Genomic DNA, 21,178 nt, shown 5'->3' on the forward strand with positions numbered 1-21,178 from the left:
CGGCGATGACACAGCCCGTTCAGTCCGAGACACGGGTGAAAGTGACAGGCTTTGACCAGCTTGACGGCTGGGCCAATGACGACCATGCCGCCGCTCTCGCCACGTTTCGAAACACATGTCAGGACCTGAACGAACCGGACTGGCGTGCCCTGTGCGCCTTTGCTGCACAAAACCCCGAACCGCGCACGTTTTTCGAGCTGTTGTTTCGTCCCGTCCTGATCGAAGACGGCAATGATGGCCTGTTCACCGGCTATTTCGAACCCGAGCTTGACGGATCACGCACCCCCACCCCACGCTTTCGCTATCCTGTCTACGCCATGCCGCCCGAGGCACGGGTGACGCGCCCGTGGCTCAGCCGTCGCGACATTCTGGACGGCGAAATCCTGTCGGGGCGCGGGCTCGAGATTGCATGGGTCGATGATCCGGTCGAACTGTTCTTTTTACAAATTCAGGGCTCTGGCCGTATTCGCCTGCCGGATGGCACGTTCCTGCGTGTCGGCTACGAAGGGTCAAACGGTCAGGATTACCGCTCGATCGGGGCCGAGCTGGTGCGGCGCGGTACATATGATGCCCATCAGGTCAGCGCCGACGTCATCAAGAATTGGGTGCGCCGCAATCCTGACGACGGGCGCGAACTGCTGTACCACAACCCATCCTACGTGTTTTTCCGCGAGGTCAGCGAAGTGCCCGCCGACCGCGGCCCGCTGGGCGCGATGAACCGGTCGATTACCACGATGCGGTCGATTGCGGTCGATCCGTCCTTTGTCCCGCTTGGCGCGCCGGTCTGGATTGAAAAAGACGGCGAGAAACCCCTGCGCCGCCTGATGATCGCACAGGACACCGGATCTGCCATCAAGGGTGCACAGCGGGCCGACGTGTTCTTTGGCACCGGCGACGCGGCGGGGCGTGCGGCGGGCAGGCTGCGTGATCCGGGGCGGATGTATGTGTTGCTGCCGATCCAACGCGCCTATGCCCTGCTGCCGGAAAGCGCGATATGACCCGGCGGCGATTGCGACCGGACGAGCTTGAGCTGTGGCGCAAGGTGACGGAAAAGGCCGAGAGGCTGGACGCCGGGGCCGCGATGAAACAGGCGCTTGAGGTCACGCGGGTCGATCCCCCAAAACCGCGCGTGGTCCCCCGCTTTGAAACATTGCCCAAACCGGCCGGTGCCAAGGGCCAGCCTGTGATCACCCGCGATGTCCTGCGCCCCGTGGCGGAACGACTGTCGAATGCGCAGGTTCAGATGGACCGCAAGGCGTTCGACCAGATGCGGCGGGGCAAGCTGAAGCCTGAAGCGCGGATCGACTTGCATGGCATGACATTGGATCATGCCCATCCGGCGCTGACGCGGTTTATCCTGTCGTCACAGGCATCAGGCAGGCGGCTGGTGCTGGTGATCACCGGCAAGGGAAAGGCCCGCGACGAAGGCGGGCCGATCCCGGTGCGCTTTGGCGTCCTGCGTCATCAGGTGCCGCAATGGTTGACGATGGCCCCGCTGTCGCAAGCGGTGTTGCAGATCACCCCCGCCAACATCCGCCACGGCGGCACGGGTGCATATTACGTTTACCTGAGAAAACGGCGCTAGGTCGCGTTCAACGCTTCAAAGGCGCGCCCGATCTTATCTGTCTCGGGCCACCGGCGCGCGCACCGTCAGTTCCGTTGCGTCGCCATACACACGTCGCGTGCCGGGCAACGAAATGCTGCCGCCGCTGCGTCCACGGACGAAACCATCGTCCAGTTTTGCAAGATTGGACAAAAGCGCACCCAGCGCAGGCGATCCCGCCGCGACAAAGTGGTCACCGCTTTTGCGATCCTGGAAGGCGCTGACATCAATCACCTCTACCGGCATATCATCGAGGTCGGCGGCAGAGCTGATATTGCCCAGTTGAGACGCTTCGCCACGCATCCGGGCAGACAGTTTCAATACGATGTCGCGTTTCGAGACAAAAATCAGGAATGGCTGCGGTAGTTTTTTAAAGCTGCGCACCTGTGACCGGAACACATCCACGTTCAGATCAGGTGACATCAGAATAACCCCGGCGATGTGTTCCGAGGTCCAGCCCGGCCGCGCAATTTCGATCTGGCGCAACGTTTCCATCAACAAAGCGCTGCCCATCGAGTGGGCCACCAGGATGATCTGATCGGTGCCGGCGCCCTGAATATTGTACAGCAACTCTTGCAGACCGTCCCGCGCGAACAGCGCGCTGTCAGAGTCGTATTGATACCCCAACGGATTGCCCCGGCTGGGCCAGGCATAGGACACGAAAGACCCCGGCAGTTCCAAGTCATTGGCCATTTGCGCGATACGGAACACTCCATCGGCAAAGCTGTTGTTGAAACCGTGGACAAACACGGTCACATCGCGCCCCGGCGCATTCTTCTTTTCGATCTCGATGTTCAGCGCATTGCGAAAGGCATCGGGTGTCGCAAAATTCTTGCGCTGGGCAATCACGAAATCACGCTCAGGGTCTGGATTGTTCTGCCCGTCCGAGATTTCGCCAAATTTGTGATCGGGCGGTATCGACACTTTGACCTGAAGCAGGCTCAGGTTCGGAGACCGCCCAATGCTGAATGTGCCGGGGGGATATTCCGCGCGTGTCGTGCCGACAAAGACGCTGCGGATGGTGCCGATGTCCAGCGCGGCGGGCACCACGGGCGATGCCACGCGATCCGCACAGGCGGACAGCAGAAAAACGGAAATGATCAGAAAACGCAGCATCCGATGCCCACCCTTCGGGCCAGCCTAGGCTGAAACCGGAAGGGTGGGAAGTGCCGCGGCTACGTTATCACAGAACGTACCGGCTGATGTCGGGCGAAGCCATGAGTTCGCCCAGGTTCTTGTCGACGAATTCGGCGTTCACCACCACCTCTTCACCGCCACGATCGGGTGCTGTGAACGACAGTTCCTCGAACACACGCTCCAGCACGGTATACAACCGCCGCGCGCCGATGTTCTCGACCGAGGCATTCACTTCGGCGGCGATCTTGGCCAGTGCGGCGATGCCGTCCTCGGTAAAGCTGACGGTCAGATCCTCGGTGCCCATCAGCGCGGTGTACTGGCGCGTCAGGGCGTTGTCGGTTTCGGTCAGGATGCGGACAAAATCACCTTCGGTCAGGGCGCGCAATTCCACGCGGATCGGCAGACGGCCCTGCAATTCCGGCAACAGGTCCGACGGTTTGGACACATGGAACGCACCCGAGGCGATGAAAAGGATGTGGTCGGTTTTCACCGGCCCGTGCTTGGTGCTGACGGTCGTGCCCTCGATCAGCGGCAGCAGGTCGCGCTGCACGCCTTCGCGGCTGACATCCGCGCCACGTGCATCGGAACGGGCGCAGACCTTGTCGATCTCGTCCAGGAACACGATGCCGCTGTTTTCCACCGACGCCACGGCGGCCTTGTTCACCGTTTCGTCGTCCAGCAGCTTGTCGGCCTCTTCGCCGATCAGCACGTCATAGCTTTGCGCGACGGTCAGTTTCTTGCGGACCGTGCGCCCGCCCATGGCCTTGCCGAATATGTCACCCAGATTGATCATGCTGGCACCGCCGGGCTGGCCGGGAATGTCCATGCCGCCAAAGGGGTTCGAGGTGTCGGCCACCTCAAGCTCGATCACGGTGTCATCCAGCTCGCCCGACTTCAGCTTTTTGCGGAACATCTCGCGGGTGCCGTCACGCGCATCGGTGCCGGCGATGGCGTCGATCACACGTTCCTCGGCGGCGGCGCGGGCCTTGGACTTGACGTCGTCGCGCATGTGTTCGCGGGTCATGACGATGGCGGAATCCACCAGGTCGCGGATGATCTGCTCCACGTCACGACCGACATAGCCGACTTCGGTGAACTTGGTCGCTTCGACCTTGAGAAACGGCGCGCGGGCCAGTTTCGCCAAGCGGCGGCTGATCTCGGTCTTGCCGACGCCGGTGGGGCCGATCATCAGGATGTTCTTGGGGTAAACCTCGTCGCGCAGGTCATCGGACAGTTGCTTGCGCCGCCAGCGGTTGCGCAGCGCGACAGCCACGGCGCGCTTGGCGTCGTTCTGGCCGATGATGAACCGGTCGAGTTCGGAAACGATTTCGCGGGGGGTAAGATCGGTCATGAGATTTCCCGTATCAGTGTGAGGGTGGCAGCCGGTCAAGCGGCAGCACCCCGGAAAGTGGTGAAAGAAGCGCGGCGCGGATCTGTGTCCAGAACGCGCCGAGTGTCACAAGAAAGACGCCCAGAACAAGAATGGTTGTCGCGGCTCCGTCGCCGCCAAACACCGTGCCCGCCAGCGTGACGCTGTAGACGATGGCGGCAATCAGGAACGACCGGCGGTCGATCACGATGGCCACGACGGCGAACAGCAGCAGAACCGCCAGCAGCATCAGGTGCGCATTGCCCGTCCCGCTTTCCAGCAGGCTCAGCGCGATGGTGTTGACCAGCGCGGGCGCGGCCACAACGTGCAGCCAGAACCCCTGGGCGGATCGGCGGGTGACGCGGTGCGGATCGCTCATGTCAAAGAACATGGCGACGGCGAACACCACCAGCCCCACCAGCAACGTGATCCACGCAAAGGGGCCGCTGGCCGACAGCAAGAAGAAATCGCTGACGTTTGCTGGGGTGCCCATGCGGATCGCCCCCATCATCAGCGACAGGGCAAAGACACCCAGCGCAATCAGCGCCATGGCAAAGGGCACGCGGAAGCGCAGCCAGTATATCGCAATCGCCGCCGTGCTCAGGCCGATGGGCAACACCAAGCTGGAATAATCCCCCTGTGCGACCATGAACGGTTCGGCCAGCTGCGCGCTGAGGCCGACGGTGGTGTTCATCGCCCACAGGATCGACAGGGCAATCGCCGGGGCCACCATGCGGCGGTGGCGCACGAAATATTCCGACAAGCCCCACAGGACCAGCGCGCCGACGACGGCCGCCAGCACGATCCTGCCCTGGAAACCGCCCAGCGACGTCGCAACCGAAATTCCGGTCACGGCCGCCCAGCCTGCCGACAGGATGATCAGGCCGATGACGATGAAAATCTCGTTAAAGCCTTTGAACAGTTCGAACGGTTCATCCCCTGCGGGCAGGCTTTCGCGCGCGCCCCGCCGGCTTTGCGCCAGCGCCAGCAGCGAAGCGGCCTGTGCCTCGGTCAGCAGGCCCGCGCCGACGGCGGCACGCAGGTCGTTTCGATCAAATTCCGTCATGAGCCGGTTTTGCATCGCCGCTGGCCGAAATGGTTTCGACCGTCAGGTTGCCATTTGTGTAAACGCAGATGTCCGAGGCAATCGCCATCGCGGCACGTGCCACGGCTTCGGCGTCGCGGTCGCTGTCCATCATGCCGCGCGCGGCGGCCAGCGCATAGTTGCCGCCCGACCCGATAGCCGCCACGTCATGTTCAGGTTCCAGCACGTCGCCCGCGCCGGTAATCACATACATTTCCGACCCGTCCGACACGATCAGCATCGCCTCGAGCTTTTGCAGGTATTTGTCTGTGCGCCAGTCCTTGGCCAGTTCCACACTGGCACGGGCCAGTTGGCCGGGTGTCGCCTCCAGCTTGGCCTCAAGCCGTTCCAGCAGGGCAAAGGCATCGGCGGTCGATCCGGCAAATCCGGCCACCACGTCAAACCCGCCGGGCGACAGGCGGCGCACCTTGCGCGCGGTTCCCTTGATGACGGTCTGGCCCAGCGACACCTGGCCGTCGCCTGCGATCACCACTTTGCCGCCCTTCTTGACGCCTATGATCGTGGTCCCGTGCCAGCCGGGAAAGTCGGATTTTTCCATTGTCGCTCTCCTGTGTCTTGACGGCCTATATGGCGGCGGGGACATCCGCACACAAGGGTCGGACCTTGTCGCAAGCCCGTGAGGCGGCTAGCTATTGCGCATGAGCACCCCGAACACGGTCCGGTTTTACCTAGAGGCAGGCCTGCGCGACAGCGCGGCCAAGGGCGCACATAATTTCATCGGCAAAATCGCGACGGTGCTGGCCGATGCAGGGCTGGAACCCGCCTATCTTGAGGTCACACGGGCCGCGCGGCTGGCCGGTGCGGCGCTGGGCGGACCGACGCTGACGCACATGAAACCACCCGTGGGTGCGCAAGGGCTGACGTTCCGTCGCGTCTATCACTATCCATTCTGGCAGATCGACCAGACCGACCAGCGCTGGGATTGGGATGTGGCGCGCAGCGCGTTTCCGGTGGACGACATCGCACCTAAAGAGGCACAGCGGTTCTACGGCTTCTGGAAGAAACGGCTGTTCGGCGATGCCACCGCCAGCGTGGGCGGTTTCGTCTATATCCCGCTTCAGGGCCGCCTGACCGAGCACCGTTCGTTCCAGACCTGCAGCCCGCTGGACATGATCCACCGCACCCGCGCCGCGTGGCCCGACAAACGCATCATCGCCACGCTGCACCCCAAAGAGGTCTATTCCGACGCCGAGATTTCAACCCTTGAGGCCATTGCCGACCGCGACCCGCTGCTGGAGGTCCGAACGGGCGAAATGGAGCGCCTGTTGCCGGCCTGCGATTGCGTGGTCACACAGAATTCGTCCGCTGCGTTCAACGGCTATTTCTTTGGCAAGCCGGCGATCCTGTTCGCCAAGATCGACTTTCACCACATCGCCCTGCGTGGCGATGATCCCCACAGTTTCGGGCGTATCGCGGACCACCGACCCGATTACGCGAAATACATCTGGTGGTTCTGGCAGGATCAGTCGATCAACGCGGGCCACCCCTCGGCACCGGCGAAAATTGCCGCACGTCTGGCGCGGTTCGGCTGGCCCATTCCGCAATAAAAAAGGGCACCCGAACAGGGCGCCCCTTGTCATTCACTGGCGGTGAGCGGACTTAGATCGCGTCATTGATCCAGTTCTGCAGCGCCGCCTTGGGCTTGGCGCCGGCCATGTTGGACACGACTTCGCCATTCTTGAAGATGAACAGGGCAGGAATGCCGCGCACGCCCATCTGGGCGGGGGAATTCGGGTTTTCGTCAACGTTCACTTTGACGATCTTCACTTTGCCTTCCATCTCGGCCGACAGTTCCTCCAGCGACGGGCCGATCTGCTTACACGGGCCGCACCATTCTGCCCAGAAGTCCACGACAACGGGGATATCGGAGTTTTTGACTTCGGCGTCAAAGGTAGCGTCTGTAACTGCAACGGTGGCCATAGGGGTGTCTCCTGCCAGCATGATTGTGGACTGTGAACCTATGTAGCGCCCGCCGGATCGTCAAGGTATTCCGCCCGCCGCAAGGCGGCTATGACCAGAGGTTCGGGCAGGGGCATGAAACTTTGGTCGGTGGTCCACAAGATCGCAACGTCGATGCGCTTGCCCGCAAACACCTGTGACAGGGCCTGCGCATAGGCACCCATCTGCAACAAAAGCCCCTCGGGGCAGGTTTCGGGGCGGTCCGGCACGACGCGGTTGGTCTTGTAATCTATCGCAAGAATGTGATCGTCATGGATGATCAGCCGGTCGATGATGCCATGCAGCCGCGCAGGACCAAATGCGGCGGTGACGGGCACCTCGGCCAATGCGCGATCAGTGAATAGCTCCGCCAGATGCGGTGCTTGCAGGACCGCGCGGGCGTCTTGAACGGCGGCGTCCCACATCGCGTCGGGCATTTCCGCAAAATTGCCGCGACACACATCGATGATGGTGGGCCAATGGACGGTGTCGCGCCCCGCCATACGCTCCAACAGCAAGTGGACCGCCGAGCCGAAGGACATCGCCGTATCTTCATCCGCACCCAGATCCCCCGGCAATGCTTTGGCCCCGCCAAGGTCAGATGGCGACAGCGTTCTGGGCGGTTCGGGCGGGCGCTGGGCTGCGGTGTGGAACATCGGGTCAACCTCGGCCCTGAGTGCGGCGGGCGCTGTTTGTTCGACCAGCGGGGGTGCCACCCAGTCGCCGTGACTGAACCGTTTGATCGTGCCCTGATCTGTCAGCGTATCGACCGCGCCCATCTGGTCCAGCGCGGTCTGCGCGATCTCGTACCAGCTGTCGCCATTCTTGCCCGGCTCGCCGGCGCCGGCGATGATCAACCACTTTTCTGCCCGTGTCAGAGCCACATACAGCAGCCGCAAGCGTTCCTCTGCGATGTCCAGTTTCATCTGGTCCATCGCGTCGGCCACCATCTGCGGCATCTCCGTCGCCTTGGGCCGCCACACGGGGTGACCGCCCACATCAAACACCTCGTCCTGAATACGGATGTCGCGTTTGCCGGTGTCGGGCAGGATCACGATCGGCGCTTCCAACCCCTTGGAGCCGTGGACCGTCATCACCCGGATCTGGTCAGACGCGCTGTCAATCTGGCGTTTGATCTCAAGCTGATCGGTGCGCATCCACACCAGAAAACCCGTCAGGCTGGGCACATCCGTGCGTTCATAGGCCAGCGCTTGCGACAGCAGCGCGTCAATGCCGTCCTCGGCCTCGACCCCCAGACGCCCCAACAGCTTGCGCCGCCCGTCGTGACGCGTCAGCACCCGCTCGATCAGGTCATAGGGGCGCAGGAAATCCACGTTGTCGCGCAGGTCGCGCAACACGGCATAGGTTTCGGGATATACTTCGGCCTGATCCCGCAGCGCGGGCCACAGATAGGATTGCGCACGGCCATGCGCCAGGGTGAACAACTGTTGCTCGGTCCAGCCGAACAGCGGCGACCGCAGCACCGTGGCCAGCGACAGGCTGTCCTCGGGCGTGGCCAGAAACGACAGCAACGCCGCCAGATCCTTGACCGCAAGCTCGCCGCCCACCTTCAGCCGGTCGGCCCCCGCAATCGGCAGGTCCAGCGCCTTGCAGGCGCGGATGATCTCGGAAAACAGGGTCGACCGCCGCTGCACAAGGATCAGGAAATCCCCCGCCCGCACCCGCCGCCGCACATAGGTGCCGGGGGCGGCACCATCGTCCGGGATCGTCTCGGTGTCCATCAGATGCTTGATATGTGCCGCCACATCGCGCGCCAGCAGCAGATCGTGGTGCGTCGGGCTTAGCCGGTCCACCGGATCGTACCAGACGTTTTCCTGTTCCTTCTCGGCTTTTTCGCGGAACGGCCACAGGTCCACGCGCCCCGGCAGGTCGGATTTGAACGCGATATGCTGCGCCTGTTTGGCAAAACCGGGCTGGGCGTCTTCAGAGAAACACGTATCGACCAGCCGCAAAACCGCAGGCGACGAACGGAACGAAAAATCCAGCGTGCGTTCCTGGAACAACTGCCCTGCCCCTTCGATCCGTTGTTGGAATTCGGCCTGCATCCGGTGGAATTCGCGCGGATCGGCGCCCTGGAAGGAATAGATCGACTGTTTGGTGTCGCCCACCACGAACACCGTGCGCAGCACATCCGTGCGCGCGCCGTCACCGCTGGCGAATTCTTCGGTCAGCTTGCGCACCACATCCCATTGCGCCGGGCTGGTGTCCTGCGCCTCGTCCACCAGGATGTGGTCAATGCCGCCGTCAATCCGGTACAGCACCCACGCGGCGACCTTCTTGTCATACAGCAGGCTGCGCGCCTTGTTGATCAGGTCGTCAAAGTCCAGCCAGCCGCGCAATTGCTTGGCCTGTTCGTAGTGCGCCAGAAACGGGGCGGCAAACTGGTGCAGGCAGTGCGTCTTGCGCGCCGCGCCAAAGCCCAGCCGCAGCGCCCGCGTGTCCTCGACCCGGCGCATCAGGTCCTCCAACGCGGGCATCAGGTCGGCGACCTTGGCCTGCGTCGGCTTGGTGGGGAAACTGCCCAGCTTGGCGGTGAACGGCTCTTTCGCGCTCGCACCGGTCAGGAACACGTCTTCCATCACTGCCAGCGCCGACAAGTCCATTCGGTCGATCTGTTGCAGCTTTTGCCCCGCCTTGGCGTCATTGCCGCCCTTGGCCAGCAGATGCGGGATCAGCGTGGCCAGCATGTCCGCCTCGTTGCCCAACAGAACACGCGTGGCGACGGCATCGGCGGTCAGGTCGGGCGGCAGGTCGAACAGGTTCAGACAACCCGCCCAATCCAGCGCAGGGGCAAAGCTTGCCTGTTGCCCGACTATCTGGCGGGTCAGCTTGTCGAAATCCTCGCCGGTGAACTGCGCAGCCAGCGCGCGCACGATGGCGGCCTCGGACCCCAGCGCCATACGGTCCACGATCTCGGCCCGCAGCAGGTCGGCGGCGCGGTCCTCGATCTCGGTGAACTGCGGACTGACCTGCGCCTCGAGCGGAAAGCGTCGCAAAAGGGCCGCGCAGAACGAATGGATCGTCTGGATCTTCAGACCGCCGGGCGTTTCGATGGCGCTGGCAAACAGCGTACGCGCGCGGCGCAGCGCATCGGGTGCAGTGGCATGGCCTGCACCCAGATCGACCAGCGATTGCGCCAGTTCGGTGTCGGGCAGCATCGCCCATGCCCCCAGCCGCTTGAACAGCCGGTTCTGCATCTCGGACGCTGCCGCCTTGGTGTAGGTCAGGCACAGGATGTGCTGCGGCTCGACCCCGTCCAGCAACAGCCGCGCCACGCGGTCGGTCAGCACCCGCGTCTTGCCCGACCCCGCATTGGCCGACAGCCAAGTGGATGCATCGGGGCGCGCGGCCTCAAGCTGGCGGCGGGTGGCTTCGTCCAACGCGGTCATGTCACATCCTCGGGCGTGGGCTTGGTGCCGGTGTCCCATTCGCCGTAGCGGGCCAGCTGGTCATAGTCTTCTTCGTTCAGTTCCGAACGCGGCGCACGACGGGCGGTGAACCCTTTTTCCGGGTCCAGATAGGCGCCCAACAGGACTCGCAGGTCCTCCAAAGTTTTCTCGGGCGGTTCGTCCAGCAAGGGCGCTGCAACCTCTTCAGGGGTTGAGCCAAGGCCAATGTAGATCGCACCAGCGACCGGGCGCATCCCGACGGATTTGAACCCGCCCTCTTCGAGGATCGCGGCCTCGATCAGCAACTGCTTGTCGAAATGCTTTTGCACGGCGGGTTTGGGGGCCGATCCGGTCTTGTAATCGTAAAGGATCGCGGACCCGTCCGACGTTTCGTCGATCCGGTCGGCACGGCAGGCGATGGTCATGCCGATGTCGTCCAACAGCAGTGTGCCCTGCGCGTCCTTTTCCAACGCCAGCGGCGTCGCGGTTTTGCGCCGTTCCGCTTCCTGCGCCACAAACCAGTCGGCCACGCGGGCAATGCGCGCCTGCCAAAGGGTGCGGAAGGTGGGCCACGGCACCACCTCGGCCAGCACCGCATCGGCGGTCCGCACCAGATGATCAGCGGTCAGCGTGGACGGATCGGCCAGCGTCATCGGCAGGAACCGTTCCATGATCTCGTGCAACACAATGCCCCGCAGCCGCACATCGGGGTCCTGGACCAGCGGATTCAGCGGGCGCAGGCGCAAGCAATGCTTGGCATAGACGGCATAGGGATCGCGGATCAGACGCTGGATGTCGGTAACGTACAGCGTGCGGGGACGTGCCGCGACAGGCGGACGTGGTGACGGACGTGGCGCAGGGTCCACGGGTGTCGCCTCTTCCAATGCGCGTGCCCTGGCCAGCCAAACATCGCCACGGGCCTGAGCGGCTTTCAAGGCATCGGGTCCGCCCTGCGACGGCAGGCCCAGCAGCAGGTTCTGCATCCGGTTGATCCACCGCGACGGGATCGTTTCGGCGTCGTCCGACCGCACCGCGCGCGTGATCCACACCTCGGGCGCGGCCACCGCCTGTTGAAAATCATGCGCTGCCAGCCCGATGCGCCGTTCGGGCAGCAACAGCCCGGCCTTGTGACGCATGACGCGGTTCAGCCAGGGATCGGGTGCGGGGGCTTCGGGCCACGTGCCGTCGTTCATGCCGCCCAGAATGACCAGATCGGCCCCCTGAACGCGCGCCTCAAGGGTGCCCCAGATCATCACACCGGCAAAGGGTGCATCGCGGTCGCGCACTTCGCCGCCTGCCAGAAGCGCGCCGATCAGGTCGGTGTAATCCGCCGCCGACATCGCGCCGCCCAGCTCTGCCTCATCCGCCAGCGAATCCATGATCCGCCGTGCCTCGGCACCGGCTTTTTTCTCCCACAGCCCGCCGCTGCCCGCAGCTTCTTCTCCGCCGGCCAGCGCCTCGGTCAGCTCGCGGTGCAGGGTGACCCAGTCAGACAATGCGAGATCTTCGGCGGTGTCCCTGTCGCAGACCGTCGCGGCCAGCCATTCGGCCCATGCGGTGATGCGCGCACGCTCATCCCCGTCCCCCACCGCGTGGCCTGCGGTGGCGACCAGGGTTTCGGGCGTCGGATAGGGCAAGCCGTCCTTGCGGATCTGCAACTCCAGCCTCTGCGTATTCAGCTGGTGTTGGTTGCGCGTGGGCGTGCTGTGCACCAGCGGGTGCTTCAGCAGGGTCAGCAGCGCCTCGGCGTCCAATGTGTCGCGCAGCAGCGACGCGGTGTGCCGCAACAACCGCCCCGGCGGCGACAGGTGCAATGGCACGCCTGCGCTGTCGTCGGGCAGGATGTCCCACCGGTCCAGCGCCGCGGTCACTTGCCGCCCCAGCATCCGGTCGGGAGTAATCAGCGCCGCCGTTTCGCCCCGCTCGGCGGCCATACGCAGCCGCATGGCAATCGCGAGGGCCTCGGCGCGCGGCGTTTCGGCGTTGACCATCGTGACACCGTCCAGCGCACCGGCCAGCCCGTCCAGCTTTGGCCCTTCGATCAGCCATGCGTCGGTGACAGGCGCCGGGCGCAGCGCCAGCGACACCAGCTTGTTGCGCACCGGGTCGGGTGGTGGCGTTTGCGTCCATGCGGCGACTTGGGTGGCGCGCATGTCCAAGGCCTGCGCAATGCTTTGGAACCGGTATTGCGGATGATCCTCGGCCAGCAGCCCGTCGGACAGGTTCGACCACACCTCGGGCGGCATCTCAAAATCGAAACCGGGCAGAACCACGGCCCCCTGCGGCAGCCGCGCGACGGCCTGCATCAGCATCTGAACCGTGCCGCGCGATCCGGTGGACCCCGCGACAATCACCGGATGTTGTGGCGGTTCGCGCTCCCATTGGTCGATCAGCGCCGTCACAACCGCACGGTGCCGCGCCTGCCCGTCCATCTGGTCGGTGCGCGGTCCCAAGTAGGTCTCGGCGATTTTGATAAAGGTCTTGGCCCGTTCCCAATGACCCGACTGGTCGGATACATCCAGATCAGCCACCGCCTCGATCGGCACGCCCTCGCCCTGCATCTCGTCCAGCAACGCCGCCAGGCTGTCCGACAGATCGAACAGCGACGCGCGCGGGGCCAGCTCGGTCTGGCGGTCCAACAGGCCCGAGACCAACTGGATCAGCTCCAACCGGCGGCGCAGCGGTGGCACGGCGGGCGGCGGCACGGGACCGGTCAGCAGACTGTCCAGCCCCGTCACCAGATGCACGCGCGGCAGCAGGCCGGCGGGGCCTGCGTCGAACAGCGTGCGCAGGCGGCGCTGCATTCGCGTGGTGTTCACGATCAGGTCGACACGGGCGATGGCCGCAGGGTCCGTGTCAGGCAATCGGTCGCGCAGCCCGTCAATCAACGCGGCGGGGAAATCCACACCGGGCGGCAGGCCGAACAGGCGCGGGGTGTCCGTGGGTTCAAACATCGGCGGCCAACATGGCTTCGGCCAAAGCGATTCCTTCGGGGTGACCCACGTCACACCAACGGCCCGTGTGGATGACCCCGAACAGGCGGTTGTCTTGCAGCATCATGTCCCACAGCACGTTCAGGGAAAAGCTGTCTTCGGCAATCTCGGCCAGCCTGTCGGTCTTGATGATCTGCACCCCGCCGTAAACAGCGCCCGGTCCCCGTTTCAGCCGCCCATCATTCCCAACGGCAAAGTCGCCCTGCCCCGCATAGCCCACAGCCTGCGCCACTGGCACACACATCAACAGCGCGTCCATCTGTGCCGGGTCCCAGGCCGCCCGCAAGGCTTGCAGCGGGTTGGCACCGGTCCAGATGGCGTCGGGGTTCACGGTGAACACCGGCTCCGCGCCCAGCATTGGCAGCGCGTTCCGCAGCCCGCCGCCGGTTTCCAGAATGGCCCCCGTTTCAGTCACCGTTTGCACGCCGGTGCCTGCCAGATGGGTCTCGAGCACCTCAGGCAGATAATGCAGGTTTGCGACAATCCGGTCGGGCGCGATGGCCTGCACCATGTCCAGCGCATGATCGATCAGTGGACGCCCCGCCACGGGCACCATCGGCTTTGGGCGGTCCTGGGTCAGGTGACGCATGCGCGTTCCGAACCCGGCCGCAAAGATCATCACGGCGGTGTCGCGCATTGGCTTTTGATCCGGTTCAGGATTTCAGGGTCCGGCGCAGGCAGTCCGGCCAACAGGTCCGCCAGCGGGGCCACGTCGGGATGTTTCAGATTGGTCTGGATATGTCCCCAGACGCGCGGGATCAGGTCAACGTAATGCGCCTTGCCGTCGCGGATGCACAGGCGGGCAAAAACACCCAGGATGCGCAGGTTGCGTTGCAAGCCCAGCAGCGCATAGGCGCGGGCGAATGCGGTGGCGTCCTGCGGGCTGGCGGCGATATAGCGTGCGATCATCTGTGCCTCGACCTCGGCTGGCACATCGCGCCGCGCGTCTTGCAGGATCGACACCAGGTCATAGGCCGGATGCCCCGCCATCGCGTCCTGAAAATCCAGTAGGCCGACGCGGGCGATGCCCTCACGCTGTTGCAGCCACAGCAGGTTTTCGGCGTGATAGTCGCGCTGGATCAGGACGCTGGGCGTGGTGTCCAGTGGCACAAGCGCTGCGTGAAAGCCGGCGCAGAACGCCGTTTTTTCCGCCGCTTGAACGGCACCTGTCGCACCTGCCTGATACCAGTCAAAGGCAAGCGCGGCGAGCGGCGTCATGGTGTCAGCGTCATAGGGCGCCAGTGTGGGCGGCGTTGCCTTATGCAATGCGATCAACACATCCGTCGCCGCCTCGTACAACGGCACCTCAAGAGAGGCATCACGCGGGATGACGCGGGCAAACAGGTCGTCGCCCAGATCTTCGAGCAACAGGAACCCGTGCCTTTCCTCCTGCGCCAGGATCTCAGGCGCGCTCAGCCCCTGAGTGCGCAGAAAGCTGGCGATACGGACAAAGGGGCGCACGTCCTCGCCCTTGTCGGGGGGCGCGTCCATCAGGATCGCGGTGTTGCCCGCAGGCATTGCCAGCCGGTCATAGCGCCGGTTCGACGCATCGCCCGCAACGGTGGTGCGGGCGGCGTTCTGCCAACCGGCGGCGGCAATGAATTGCGCCAGATGGGTCGTGCGGTCGATCATGTGCAAAGTCCTGACAATCGGTCCTGCCACTTGGGGTCGCTCCACGTGGCGTGCAATCTGCGTGCGTCGTCATCCGGCGTGTTTTCCAGCGTCAGGTGCAGCGCTGTTTCGGGGGTCAATTCGCCCAGTCGGTCGGGCCATTCGATCAGGCAGATCGCGTCGGCAAAGGCGTCGATCAGGCCCAGTTCCTCGATCTCGAACGTCGAGGACAGCCGGTACAGATCGCTGTGCCACAGCGTCCCGTTGCGCGTTTCATAGGTCTGAACCAGCGTAAAGGTGGGCGATGGCACGTCTTCGTCCTGCAACAGCACGGCGTGGATCAGGGCGCGGGCCAGATGCGTCTTGCCTGCACCCACCGCACCCTCCAGCAAAACCACATCGCCGGGCAACAGACGCACGGCCAGCGCCGCCCCGAATGCGGCGGTTGCCTCTGGTGTCTGGAACAGGGTGTCAAAGTGCTGTGCGGCCATTGCTGCAACCTACCGTGCGTGACACCAGCCGCAAGCAAAATGGCAGGGTGAGCGGCTTCTTGATCTAGCCGGTGCGCACCACTTTCATCGCTTCGGGCGATGTGGAAGATGTGTCTTCCAACAAGTGGAACTGCACCATCGTGGCGCCGCCCGTCACGGGTGTGACCGTGCACCTGATCGTGTTGCCGGCCCTGGTCTGAATTTTGACGCTCCATTCCTTGCGCGGGCCGGAGGTTTTGATGAAATCGGATATGTCCCGCCATGCCGTGGTTGGCATGCAATTGGCCTGCCAGACGCTTACAGAATCGTTGATGGTGATGTCCGCAAAGCTGCGGTCGGGGTCAAATCCCCACATCTCGGAATAGACCCGGTTGCACAGGGACAAAACACCCGCCGGGGAAAACACGGCCAATCCTTCGGACAAGGCGTCCATCATGGATTGACCCATGTCCAGTTCGGCGCGAAAATTCCGGGTTATGTTGACCTGCGCTGTGATGTCCTCGATCAGGAAGGCCACGGCGCGATCGGGATGCGGCTTGCCGCTGACGCGGTAGGTCTGGCCCGATTCCAGGGTCCAGGTTTCAAGATAGCGGCCATCGGCGGCCGCCTTGATCAGGTCGGCGATTTCCTGGCGCCATGACCCATAGTTCTTGGGTTCAGGCATCATGCGGTTTTCGCGCAGCCGGTCAAAAAAGGACAGCAAATCGGGGCGCGTGCTGAGAAATTCGGCGGGCAGCCGCGTCAGGTCGACCAAAGCGGGGTTGAACAGCGCAAGCTGTCCCTTGCGATCAAAAATGGCCAGGCCGATCGACAGTTGCGCAAATGTCTTGGCCAGCGTTTGCACGAAATTGCGCTGGGCGACTTCGGCGTCGATAACGGCGTCGATATTGACCGCATGGGCGACAGTCAGCCCATCCATATCCTTCAGTGACGTGTCGTACCAATGAACCTGCCCGTCGGGTTTCGTGGTGACGGCCACACGGCGATGAACTGGCGCAGGCGCGGACCCCAACACATCATCAAACAGCGCGCCCATTCCGCCCCCGTTTCGGTCGATACTGCGTTCCAGTTCGTCATAGGCGGCATTCGACCAGATGAGCGTGCCCTTTTCGTCCTTTTGCCACATTGGATAGGGTGCAGAGCCGCATGCGCGTTCCAGCGTGTCGATCTTGGATTGCAGAACCAGCAGTCGCTCGGATTGACCCACGCTCAGCTCCGTTGTGGCGGGCAGGCTCAGCTCGACCATAGCGCCGCGTTTTTCCAACGTCAGCAGGCCGGTATCACCGACCATATGCGCCCGCAGGTAATGCACCCCTTCGGACAATTGTGTGGGGTCGGATGGCAAAAGTTTGAACCGATGCCGCAATTGCCTGTACATCAGATCCCATGTCAGCGCCTCGAGGTCGCAACCAAACGCCACAAGCGCCGCCGCGTTGGAGTGTTTGGCAAGCCCGTCCTCAAAGAGAATGCTGATTTCGCAGTCGAAATGGGCAGCGGCATTTTTCTGGATCTTGTCCAGCCACACAAACAGCATCAAGGCCGCAAAGGCCGAGACCAAGGCGATGAGTGCGAATGTAATGATGTCGATCAGTGGCATGATCCGCCCAAGTTCAAAACGAACCCGACAGACAAAAACATCAAAAAGTTAACAGAGCGTTAACTTTTGGCGAGACCTATAACGAAAACCGCTGGTTGGGTCCCAGCTCGGACGCGGTCGCTTCGATATTGCGGCGCGCCCAGACCACTTCGACAATCGCGCCCAGACGTGCCTGACGCGCGCGCTGTGGCGGCGTGTAAGGGTCTGATCCGTTTTCGAAATTCAGTTCTGCCCCTGCCCGTTCCAACAGCGTCTTGGCGATAAACAGGCCCAGCCCCATGCCGTCATAGGCCGGACGCGCCTGCTTTTCGGAAAGCGACCGCCGACGGGTCACAAAGGGGTCTCCGATCCGCCCCAGCATCTGCGGGGGATAGCCGGGACCGTCATCCATGATGCGCAGTGATATGATGGTGTCGGTCCAGTTTGCCTCGATCCAGACGTTGGCCGTGGCAAAATCCACCGCGTTCTGGATCAGGTTGCGCAGCCCGTGGATAATCTCGGGTTTGCGCAGGATCGACGGTTGGTCGATCTCGTCCCCGGCTTCGGGGTTGTGGGTGTAATGAATGTGTTTGCCGCGATGGCTGTGCGGTTCGGCGGCTTCGGTAATCAACGCCATCAGCGGGGCTTGACGCAGGTGCAGGTCGTCCTTTCCTGCCCGCCCCATGTCGCGCAGGATGTCGCGGCAACGGTCAGCCTGATCGCGGATCAGTTCGGCATCCTCACGCAACTCTGGCGTGTCGCGCAGCTCTTCGATCAGCTCGGCGCTGGTCAGTTTGATGGTCGCCAGGGGCGTGCCCAGTTCGTGTGCGGCAGCGGCCACGACGCCACCCAGATCGGTCAGTTTCTGTTCGCGTGCCAGCGCCATTTGCGTGGCGGACAGCGCGTCGGACATCGAATCCATTTCCGAGGTCACCCGTCGCGAATAGGCACCGATAAAGACAATCGCGATCACCAGCGCCGCCCACTGGCCGAACACGAAAATATCGGGAATGCGCAGGATCAGCCCCTGATCGGTGCGCAGCGGAAAGTGGTATTCGGACAGTATAGTCACCAGAACAATCGCGGTGCCCCCGGTCATGATCGCCGACCGGGCAGTCAGAACCGCAGCCGAGATCGTCACAGGCCCCAGCATCAGCAGCGCAAAGGGGTTGTTCAGCCCGCCCGTCAGGAACAGCAGGACCGCCAGCTGCAACAGGTCGAACATCACCATCATGAGGTTTTCAACCTCGCTCAGGCGCTTGTTTTCCGGAAAGACAAATATCGCGATCAGGTTGCCGATGACCGACACGCCAATCGCCAGATAACACAGGCCAACTTCCAGCTGCAGCCCGTACAGGCGCTGTGCCACGGTGATTGCGGTCAGCTGCCCGAAGATGGCCACCCAGCGCAGCAGGATCAGCGTACGCAGCCGTATCCAGCTGGAGCGCTGGGCGCGTGTCATCAGGTCAAGGTCGGGCTGGGCCATTATGTCACGATGCAGTTGATTGAAATTCGCATTAGGGCTGAATACCAGTGTTCCACGCAGCGCCAGCCGGCGCAATCCTTAGCCCGAGGCTCATATGACCCGTCTTGTTGCCATTCTTGCCGCTGTTGTCGCCATCGCCTTGGTTGGCGGTACTTATCTGTTCACCCGTTCTGGCGATGACGATCAGTTCGCCCAGTGCCGCGGCAGTGCAGTTGCCGGCGGCGCAGGTCAGATCGGCGGCCCGTTCGAGTTGCTGAACAGCAAGGGCGAAACCGTGACCGACGCCGATGTGATCACCGAGCCGTCCCTGGTCTATTTCGGCTATACCTTCTGCCCGGATGTCTGCCCCTTTGACGTGGCGCGCAACGCGGATGCCATCGACATCCTGCAAGACAAGGGCATTTCCACAACGGGCGTTTTCATCTCGGTCGATCCCCAACGGGACACGCCCGAAGTCGTGGGCGAATATGCCGATGCGATGCACGAGAAAATGATCGGCCTGACCGGATCGCCCGAGCAGATCAAAGCCGCAAGCCAAGCCTACAAAACCTACTACAAGGCGCACCCGTCCGACGATGACCTGTACCTCGTCGACCATTCGACATTCACCTACCTGGTGCTGCCAGAGGTCGGTTTTGTCGATTTCTTCCGCCGCGAAGTGACACCGGAACAGATGGCAGAGCGGGTTCAGTGCTTTGTCGACCGGTCGTAGTCGGGTTTGACGCGGAGTGCGCCGCGCTACATAGTTGCGGACAGTGATTTCATGCAGGAGAGACAGCATGGCCGAGGTGAACCCCGAAGATATCGGTGAAGACAAGTCGCTGCTGCTGGTTGACGACGACGAGCCGTTTCTCCGGCGCCTGGCCAAGGCAATGGAAAAACGCGGGTTTGATGTTGAAACAGCCGATTCCGTGGCGGCCGGCCGTGCCATCGCCACCGCACGCCCGCCTGCCTATGCGGTGGTCGATCTGCGGCTTGAGGACGGCAATGGTCTGGACATCGTCGAAGTCATGCGTGAACGCCGCCCCGATGCCCGCGTTGTCGTGCTGACCGGATACGGTGCGATTGCAACCGCCGTGGCCGCCGTCAAGATCGGCGCCACCGACTATCTGTCGAAACCTGCGGATGCCACCGACATCACCAACGCCCTGCTGGCGCGTGGCGATGACCTGCCCCCGCCCCCCGAAAACCCGATGAGCGCGGACCGCGTGCGCTGGGAGCATATCCAGCGGGTGTACGAGCTGTGCGACCGCAATGTCAGCGAAACCGCGCGGCGTCTGAACATGCACCGCCGGACCTTGCAGCGCATTCTGGCGAAACGGTCGCCGCGCTGATCATTTCAGGTCAAACCGCTTGCTGATCTTGTTGACCACCTGACCGCTGTCCAGCGTCACCCCCTCGTCAAAGGCCCAGTCGCGAAAGCCCCGGCTTTGGTAATAGGTCAGCCCGCCCTCGTTGTCGGCGCGGATGGTGGCGTTGATCCAGCCATACCCCAGCCGCGCGGCGGCCTTGCGCGTCGCATCGAACAGCGCCGACCCGATGCCCAGACCCGTGCGCCCGATTTGTACGAAGCTGGCAATGTCGCAGGCTTCGGGCGGCAATTTCGCGTGCGGTGCGATCCACTGGAATCCCACCACCGTCTCGCTGTCGTCCACCGCCACCTGCCAGGCCGAGCGGTCGGGATCGACGGCCATCCAGTCCTTGATGTCCCTTGCCGTCACCGGACGGGTCAGGGCCGTGGTCCCGCCCTTCTCGATGATCGCATTCAGCAGATCCGCCATGGACGACGCGTCCAGTGCCGTGGCGCGGCGTACGCGGATCATGGCAACATCCCCAACAACGCGGCATGGCGGGCAGTAAAATCCGCGCGCGTTTCGACCGGAGGACGCAGGATGATCGAAAGCCCCTCCATCAGCGCGGGGTCTGGCTTGCCGAAAATCCTGTCGGCTTCGGCAATGGAAAACCCGGCAATCTCGGTCGCTTCCATCCACGCGCTGACCGTGTCGGCCCGCTTGATCTGTTTCTTCACCGTTACCGGCACCTTGGCAGGCAGGCCAAATCGTAGATGCACCGCCGCCTCCAACCGTTCATCCAGAACGCCGTAACTCGGCCCGATGGCCGCCTTTACCGGCGAGATCATGTCGCCGATCACATATTCCGGCGCATCATGCAAAAGCGCCGCAAGTCGCCACTTGGCAGGGGCGTTCGGTGCGATGCGGCCATAGATGGTTTCGACCAGCAAGGAGTGTTCCGCGACCGAATAGGCATAGTCGCCCCGCGTCTGCCCGTTCCACCGCGCGACGAACGCCAATCCGTGTGCAATGTCCTCGATCTCGATGTCTACCGGCGTCGGGTCCAGCAGGTCCAGCCGCCGCCCCGACAGCATCCTTTGCCACGCTCTGGGTGCGGTTTTCGATGCGCGTGCCATGTAACCTCTTGCAAAAGAACGGAACCATATT

At 63.2% G+C, this 21,178-nt stretch carries 19 protein-coding genes; 5 read left to right on the forward strand and 14 right to left on the reverse strand.

Annotation, left to right across the window (positions count from 1 at the left end; translation table 11 throughout):
* The first annotated feature begins 5 nt into the window (after nt 1-5).
* Both mltA and BUC08_RS12900 read left to right on the forward strand, forming a co-directional pair.
* The gene (gene mltA / locus BUC08_RS12895; protein ID WP_051539441.1) at nt 6-998 is read left to right on the forward strand and encodes a murein transglycosylase A; all 993 of its coding nucleotides are present in this window, start codon (nt 6-8) and stop codon (nt 996-998) included.
* Nucleotides 995-1,585, forward strand: a complete 591-nt coding sequence (locus BUC08_RS12900) for a Smr/MutS family protein (RefSeq protein ID WP_037922694.1) — start codon at nt 995-997, stop codon at nt 1,583-1,585. Before mltA ends, BUC08_RS12900 begins: the two co-directional genes overlap by 4 nt.
* 33 nt (nt 1,586-1,618) lie before the next feature.
* On the opposite strand, the gene BUC08_RS12905 is transcribed toward BUC08_RS12900, so the two are convergent.
* From BUC08_RS12905 to hslV, 4 genes are all read right to left on the reverse strand, one after another.
* Nucleotides 1,619-2,719 carry an alpha/beta hydrolase gene (locus tag BUC08_RS12905; protein ID WP_037922695.1) on the reverse strand — a complete coding sequence of 367 codons (1,101 nt, stop codon included), beginning with the start codon at nt 2,717-2,719 and terminating at the stop codon, nt 1,619-1,621.
* Between the two features lie 67 nt (nt 2,720-2,786).
* Nucleotides 2,787-4,091, reverse strand: a complete 1,305-nt coding sequence (gene hslU / locus BUC08_RS12910; protein WP_037922697.1) for an ATP-dependent protease ATPase subunit HslU — start codon at nt 4,089-4,091, stop codon at nt 2,787-2,789.
* A 13-nt stretch (nt 4,092-4,104) separates the two neighbouring features.
* Nucleotides 4,105-5,175, reverse strand: coding sequence for a hypothetical protein (locus tag BUC08_RS12915; RefSeq protein WP_037922700.1), 1,071 nt, complete (start codon nt 5,173-5,175; stop codon nt 4,105-4,107).
* Nucleotides 5,162-5,752, reverse strand: coding sequence for an ATP-dependent protease subunit HslV (gene hslV / locus BUC08_RS12920; RefSeq protein ID WP_037922702.1), 591 nt, complete (start codon nt 5,750-5,752; stop codon nt 5,162-5,164). Before hslV ends, BUC08_RS12915 begins: the two co-directional genes overlap by 14 nt.
* A gap of 100 nt (nt 5,753-5,852) precedes the next feature.
* On the opposite strand from hslV, the gene BUC08_RS12925 reads away from it, so the two are divergent.
* Complete coding sequence (locus BUC08_RS12925) at nt 5,853-6,761, forward strand: glycosyltransferase family protein (RefSeq protein WP_037922705.1); 909 nt, start codon at nt 5,853-5,855, stop codon at nt 6,759-6,761.
* 52 nt (nt 6,762-6,813) lie between these two features.
* Here the strand turns inward: BUC08_RS12925 and trxA are convergent, their stop codons facing one another.
* The 8 genes from trxA to regB all read right to left on the reverse strand — a co-directional run bounded on the left by trxA (nt 6,814) and on the right by regB (nt 18,719).
* Nucleotides 6,814-7,134: a thioredoxin gene (trxA, locus tag BUC08_RS12930; protein ID WP_028955559.1), complete on the reverse strand. Its 321-nt coding sequence runs from the start codon at nt 7,132-7,134 to the stop codon at nt 6,814-6,816.
* Between the two features lie 38 nt (nt 7,135-7,172).
* The gene (gene addA / locus BUC08_RS12935) at nt 7,173-10,562 is read right to left on the reverse strand and encodes a double-strand break repair helicase AddA (RefSeq protein ID WP_037922708.1); all 3,390 of its coding nucleotides are present in this window, start codon (nt 10,560-10,562) and stop codon (nt 7,173-7,175) included.
* Complete coding sequence (addB, locus tag BUC08_RS12940) at nt 10,559-13,516, reverse strand: double-strand break repair protein AddB (protein ID WP_037922710.1); 2,958 nt, start codon at nt 13,514-13,516, stop codon at nt 10,559-10,561. Before addB ends, addA begins: the two co-directional genes overlap by 4 nt.
* Nucleotides 13,509-14,192 carry a nucleotidyltransferase family protein gene (locus BUC08_RS12945; RefSeq protein WP_037922712.1) on the reverse strand — a complete coding sequence of 228 codons (684 nt, stop codon included), beginning with the start codon at nt 14,190-14,192 and terminating at the stop codon, nt 13,509-13,511. Before BUC08_RS12945 ends, addB begins: the two co-directional genes overlap by 8 nt.
* Nucleotides 14,174-15,187, reverse strand: a complete 1,014-nt coding sequence (locus BUC08_RS12950) for an aminoglycoside phosphotransferase family protein (RefSeq protein WP_037922715.1) — start codon at nt 15,185-15,187, stop codon at nt 14,174-14,176. The genes BUC08_RS12945 and BUC08_RS12950 overlap by 19 nt, the downstream gene beginning before the upstream one ends.
* Nucleotides 15,184-15,657, reverse strand: coding sequence for a tRNA (adenosine(37)-N6)-threonylcarbamoyltransferase complex ATPase subunit type 1 TsaE (tsaE, locus tag BUC08_RS12955; RefSeq protein ID WP_037922722.1), 474 nt, complete (start codon nt 15,655-15,657; stop codon nt 15,184-15,186). The genes BUC08_RS12950 and tsaE overlap by 4 nt, the downstream gene beginning before the upstream one ends.
* A gap of 64 nt (nt 15,658-15,721) precedes the next feature.
* Nucleotides 15,722-17,254: a PAS-domain containing protein gene (locus BUC08_RS12960; RefSeq protein WP_037922725.1), complete on the reverse strand. Its 1,533-nt coding sequence runs from the start codon at nt 17,252-17,254 to the stop codon at nt 15,722-15,724.
* 76 nt (nt 17,255-17,330) lie between these two features.
* The gene (gene regB / locus BUC08_RS12965; protein WP_051693981.1) at nt 17,331-18,719 is read right to left on the reverse strand and encodes a sensor histidine kinase RegB; all 1,389 of its coding nucleotides are present in this window, start codon (nt 18,717-18,719) and stop codon (nt 17,331-17,333) included.
* Between the two features lie 94 nt (nt 18,720-18,813).
* Here regB and BUC08_RS12970 point away from each other — a divergent pair, with 94 nt between their 5' ends.
* Entirely contained in the window at nt 18,814-19,431 is a 618-nt protein-coding gene (locus tag BUC08_RS12970) for an SCO family protein (protein WP_037922727.1), read from the forward strand.
* Between the two features lie 67 nt (nt 19,432-19,498).
* Nucleotides 19,499-20,053: an ActR/PrrA/RegA family redox response regulator transcription factor gene (locus BUC08_RS12975; RefSeq protein ID WP_037922729.1), complete on the forward strand. Its 555-nt coding sequence runs from the start codon at nt 19,499-19,501 to the stop codon at nt 20,051-20,053.
* On the opposite strand, the gene BUC08_RS12980 is transcribed toward BUC08_RS12975, so the two are convergent.
* A complete protein-coding gene (locus BUC08_RS12980; protein ID WP_037922732.1) occupies nt 20,054-20,542 on the reverse strand; it encodes a GNAT family N-acetyltransferase in 489 nt (162 codons plus the stop codon). It lies immediately after the preceding gene.
* The gene (locus BUC08_RS12985) at nt 20,539-21,147 is read right to left on the reverse strand and encodes an HD domain-containing protein (RefSeq protein WP_037922736.1); all 609 of its coding nucleotides are present in this window, start codon (nt 21,145-21,147) and stop codon (nt 20,539-20,541) included. Before BUC08_RS12985 ends, BUC08_RS12980 begins: the two co-directional genes overlap by 4 nt.
* Nucleotides 21,148-21,178: the final 31 nt, after the last annotated feature.

This window comes from Pseudosulfitobacter pseudonitzschiae, from assembly GCF_900129395.1.
Taxonomy (GTDB): Bacteria; Pseudomonadota; Alphaproteobacteria; order Rhodobacterales; family Rhodobacteraceae; genus Pseudosulfitobacter; species Pseudosulfitobacter pseudonitzschiae.

Bases quoted from the DNA above. Each gene is read 5' to 3' on its own strand.
- BUC08_RS12915 (WP_037922700.1), bottom strand. From the start codon at position 5,175: ATGACGGAATTTGATCGAAACGACCTGCGTGCCGCCGTCGGCGCGGGC.
- regB (WP_051693981.1), bottom strand. From the start codon at position 18,719: ATGGCCCAGCCCGACCTTGACCTGATGACACGCGCCCAGCGCTCCAGC.
- BUC08_RS12900 (WP_037922694.1), top strand. From the start codon at position 995: ATGACCCGGCGGCGATTGCGACCGGACGAGCTTGAGCTGTGGCGCAAG.
- BUC08_RS12975 (WP_037922729.1), top strand. From the start codon at position 19,499: ATGGCCGAGGTGAACCCCGAAGATATCGGTGAAGACAAGTCGCTGCTG.
- BUC08_RS12980 (WP_037922732.1), bottom strand. From the start codon at position 20,542: ATGATCCGCGTACGCCGCGCCACGGCACTGGACGCGTCGTCCATGGCG.
- addA (WP_037922708.1), bottom strand. From the start codon at position 10,562: ATGACCGCGTTGGACGAAGCCACCCGCCGCCAGCTTGAGGCCGCGCGC.
- mltA (WP_051539441.1), top strand. From the start codon at position 6: ATGACACAGCCCGTTCAGTCCGAGACACGGGTGAAAGTGACAGGCTTT.
- BUC08_RS12960 (WP_037922725.1), bottom strand. From the start codon at position 17,254: ATGCCACTGATCGACATCATTACATTCGCACTCATCGCCTTGGTCTCG.
- BUC08_RS12945 (WP_037922712.1), bottom strand. From the start codon at position 14,192: ATGCGCGACACCGCCGTGATGATCTTTGCGGCCGGGTTCGGAACGCGC.
- trxA (WP_028955559.1), bottom strand. From the start codon at position 7,134: ATGGCCACCGTTGCAGTTACAGACGCTACCTTTGACGCCGAAGTCAAA.
- hslU (WP_037922697.1), bottom strand. From the start codon at position 4,091: ATGACCGATCTTACCCCCCGCGAAATCGTTTCCGAACTCGACCGGTTC.
- BUC08_RS12925 (WP_037922705.1), top strand. From the start codon at position 5,853: ATGAGCACCCCGAACACGGTCCGGTTTTACCTAGAGGCAGGCCTGCGC.
- hslV (WP_037922702.1), bottom strand. From the start codon at position 5,752: ATGGAAAAATCCGACTTTCCCGGCTGGCACGGGACCACGATCATAGGC.
- BUC08_RS12985 (WP_037922736.1), bottom strand. From the start codon at position 21,147: ATGGCACGCGCATCGAAAACCGCACCCAGAGCGTGGCAAAGGATGCTG.
- tsaE (WP_037922722.1), bottom strand. From the start codon at position 15,657: ATGGCCGCACAGCACTTTGACACCCTGTTCCAGACACCAGAGGCAACC.
- BUC08_RS12905 (WP_037922695.1), bottom strand. From the start codon at position 2,719: ATGCTGCGTTTTCTGATCATTTCCGTTTTTCTGCTGTCCGCCTGTGCG.
- addB (WP_037922710.1), bottom strand. From the start codon at position 13,516: ATGTTTGAACCCACGGACACCCCGCGCCTGTTCGGCCTGCCGCCCGGT.
- BUC08_RS12950 (WP_037922715.1), bottom strand. From the start codon at position 15,187: ATGATCGACCGCACGACCCATCTGGCGCAATTCATTGCCGCCGCCGGT.
- BUC08_RS12970 (WP_037922727.1), top strand. From the start codon at position 18,814: ATGACCCGTCTTGTTGCCATTCTTGCCGCTGTTGTCGCCATCGCCTTG.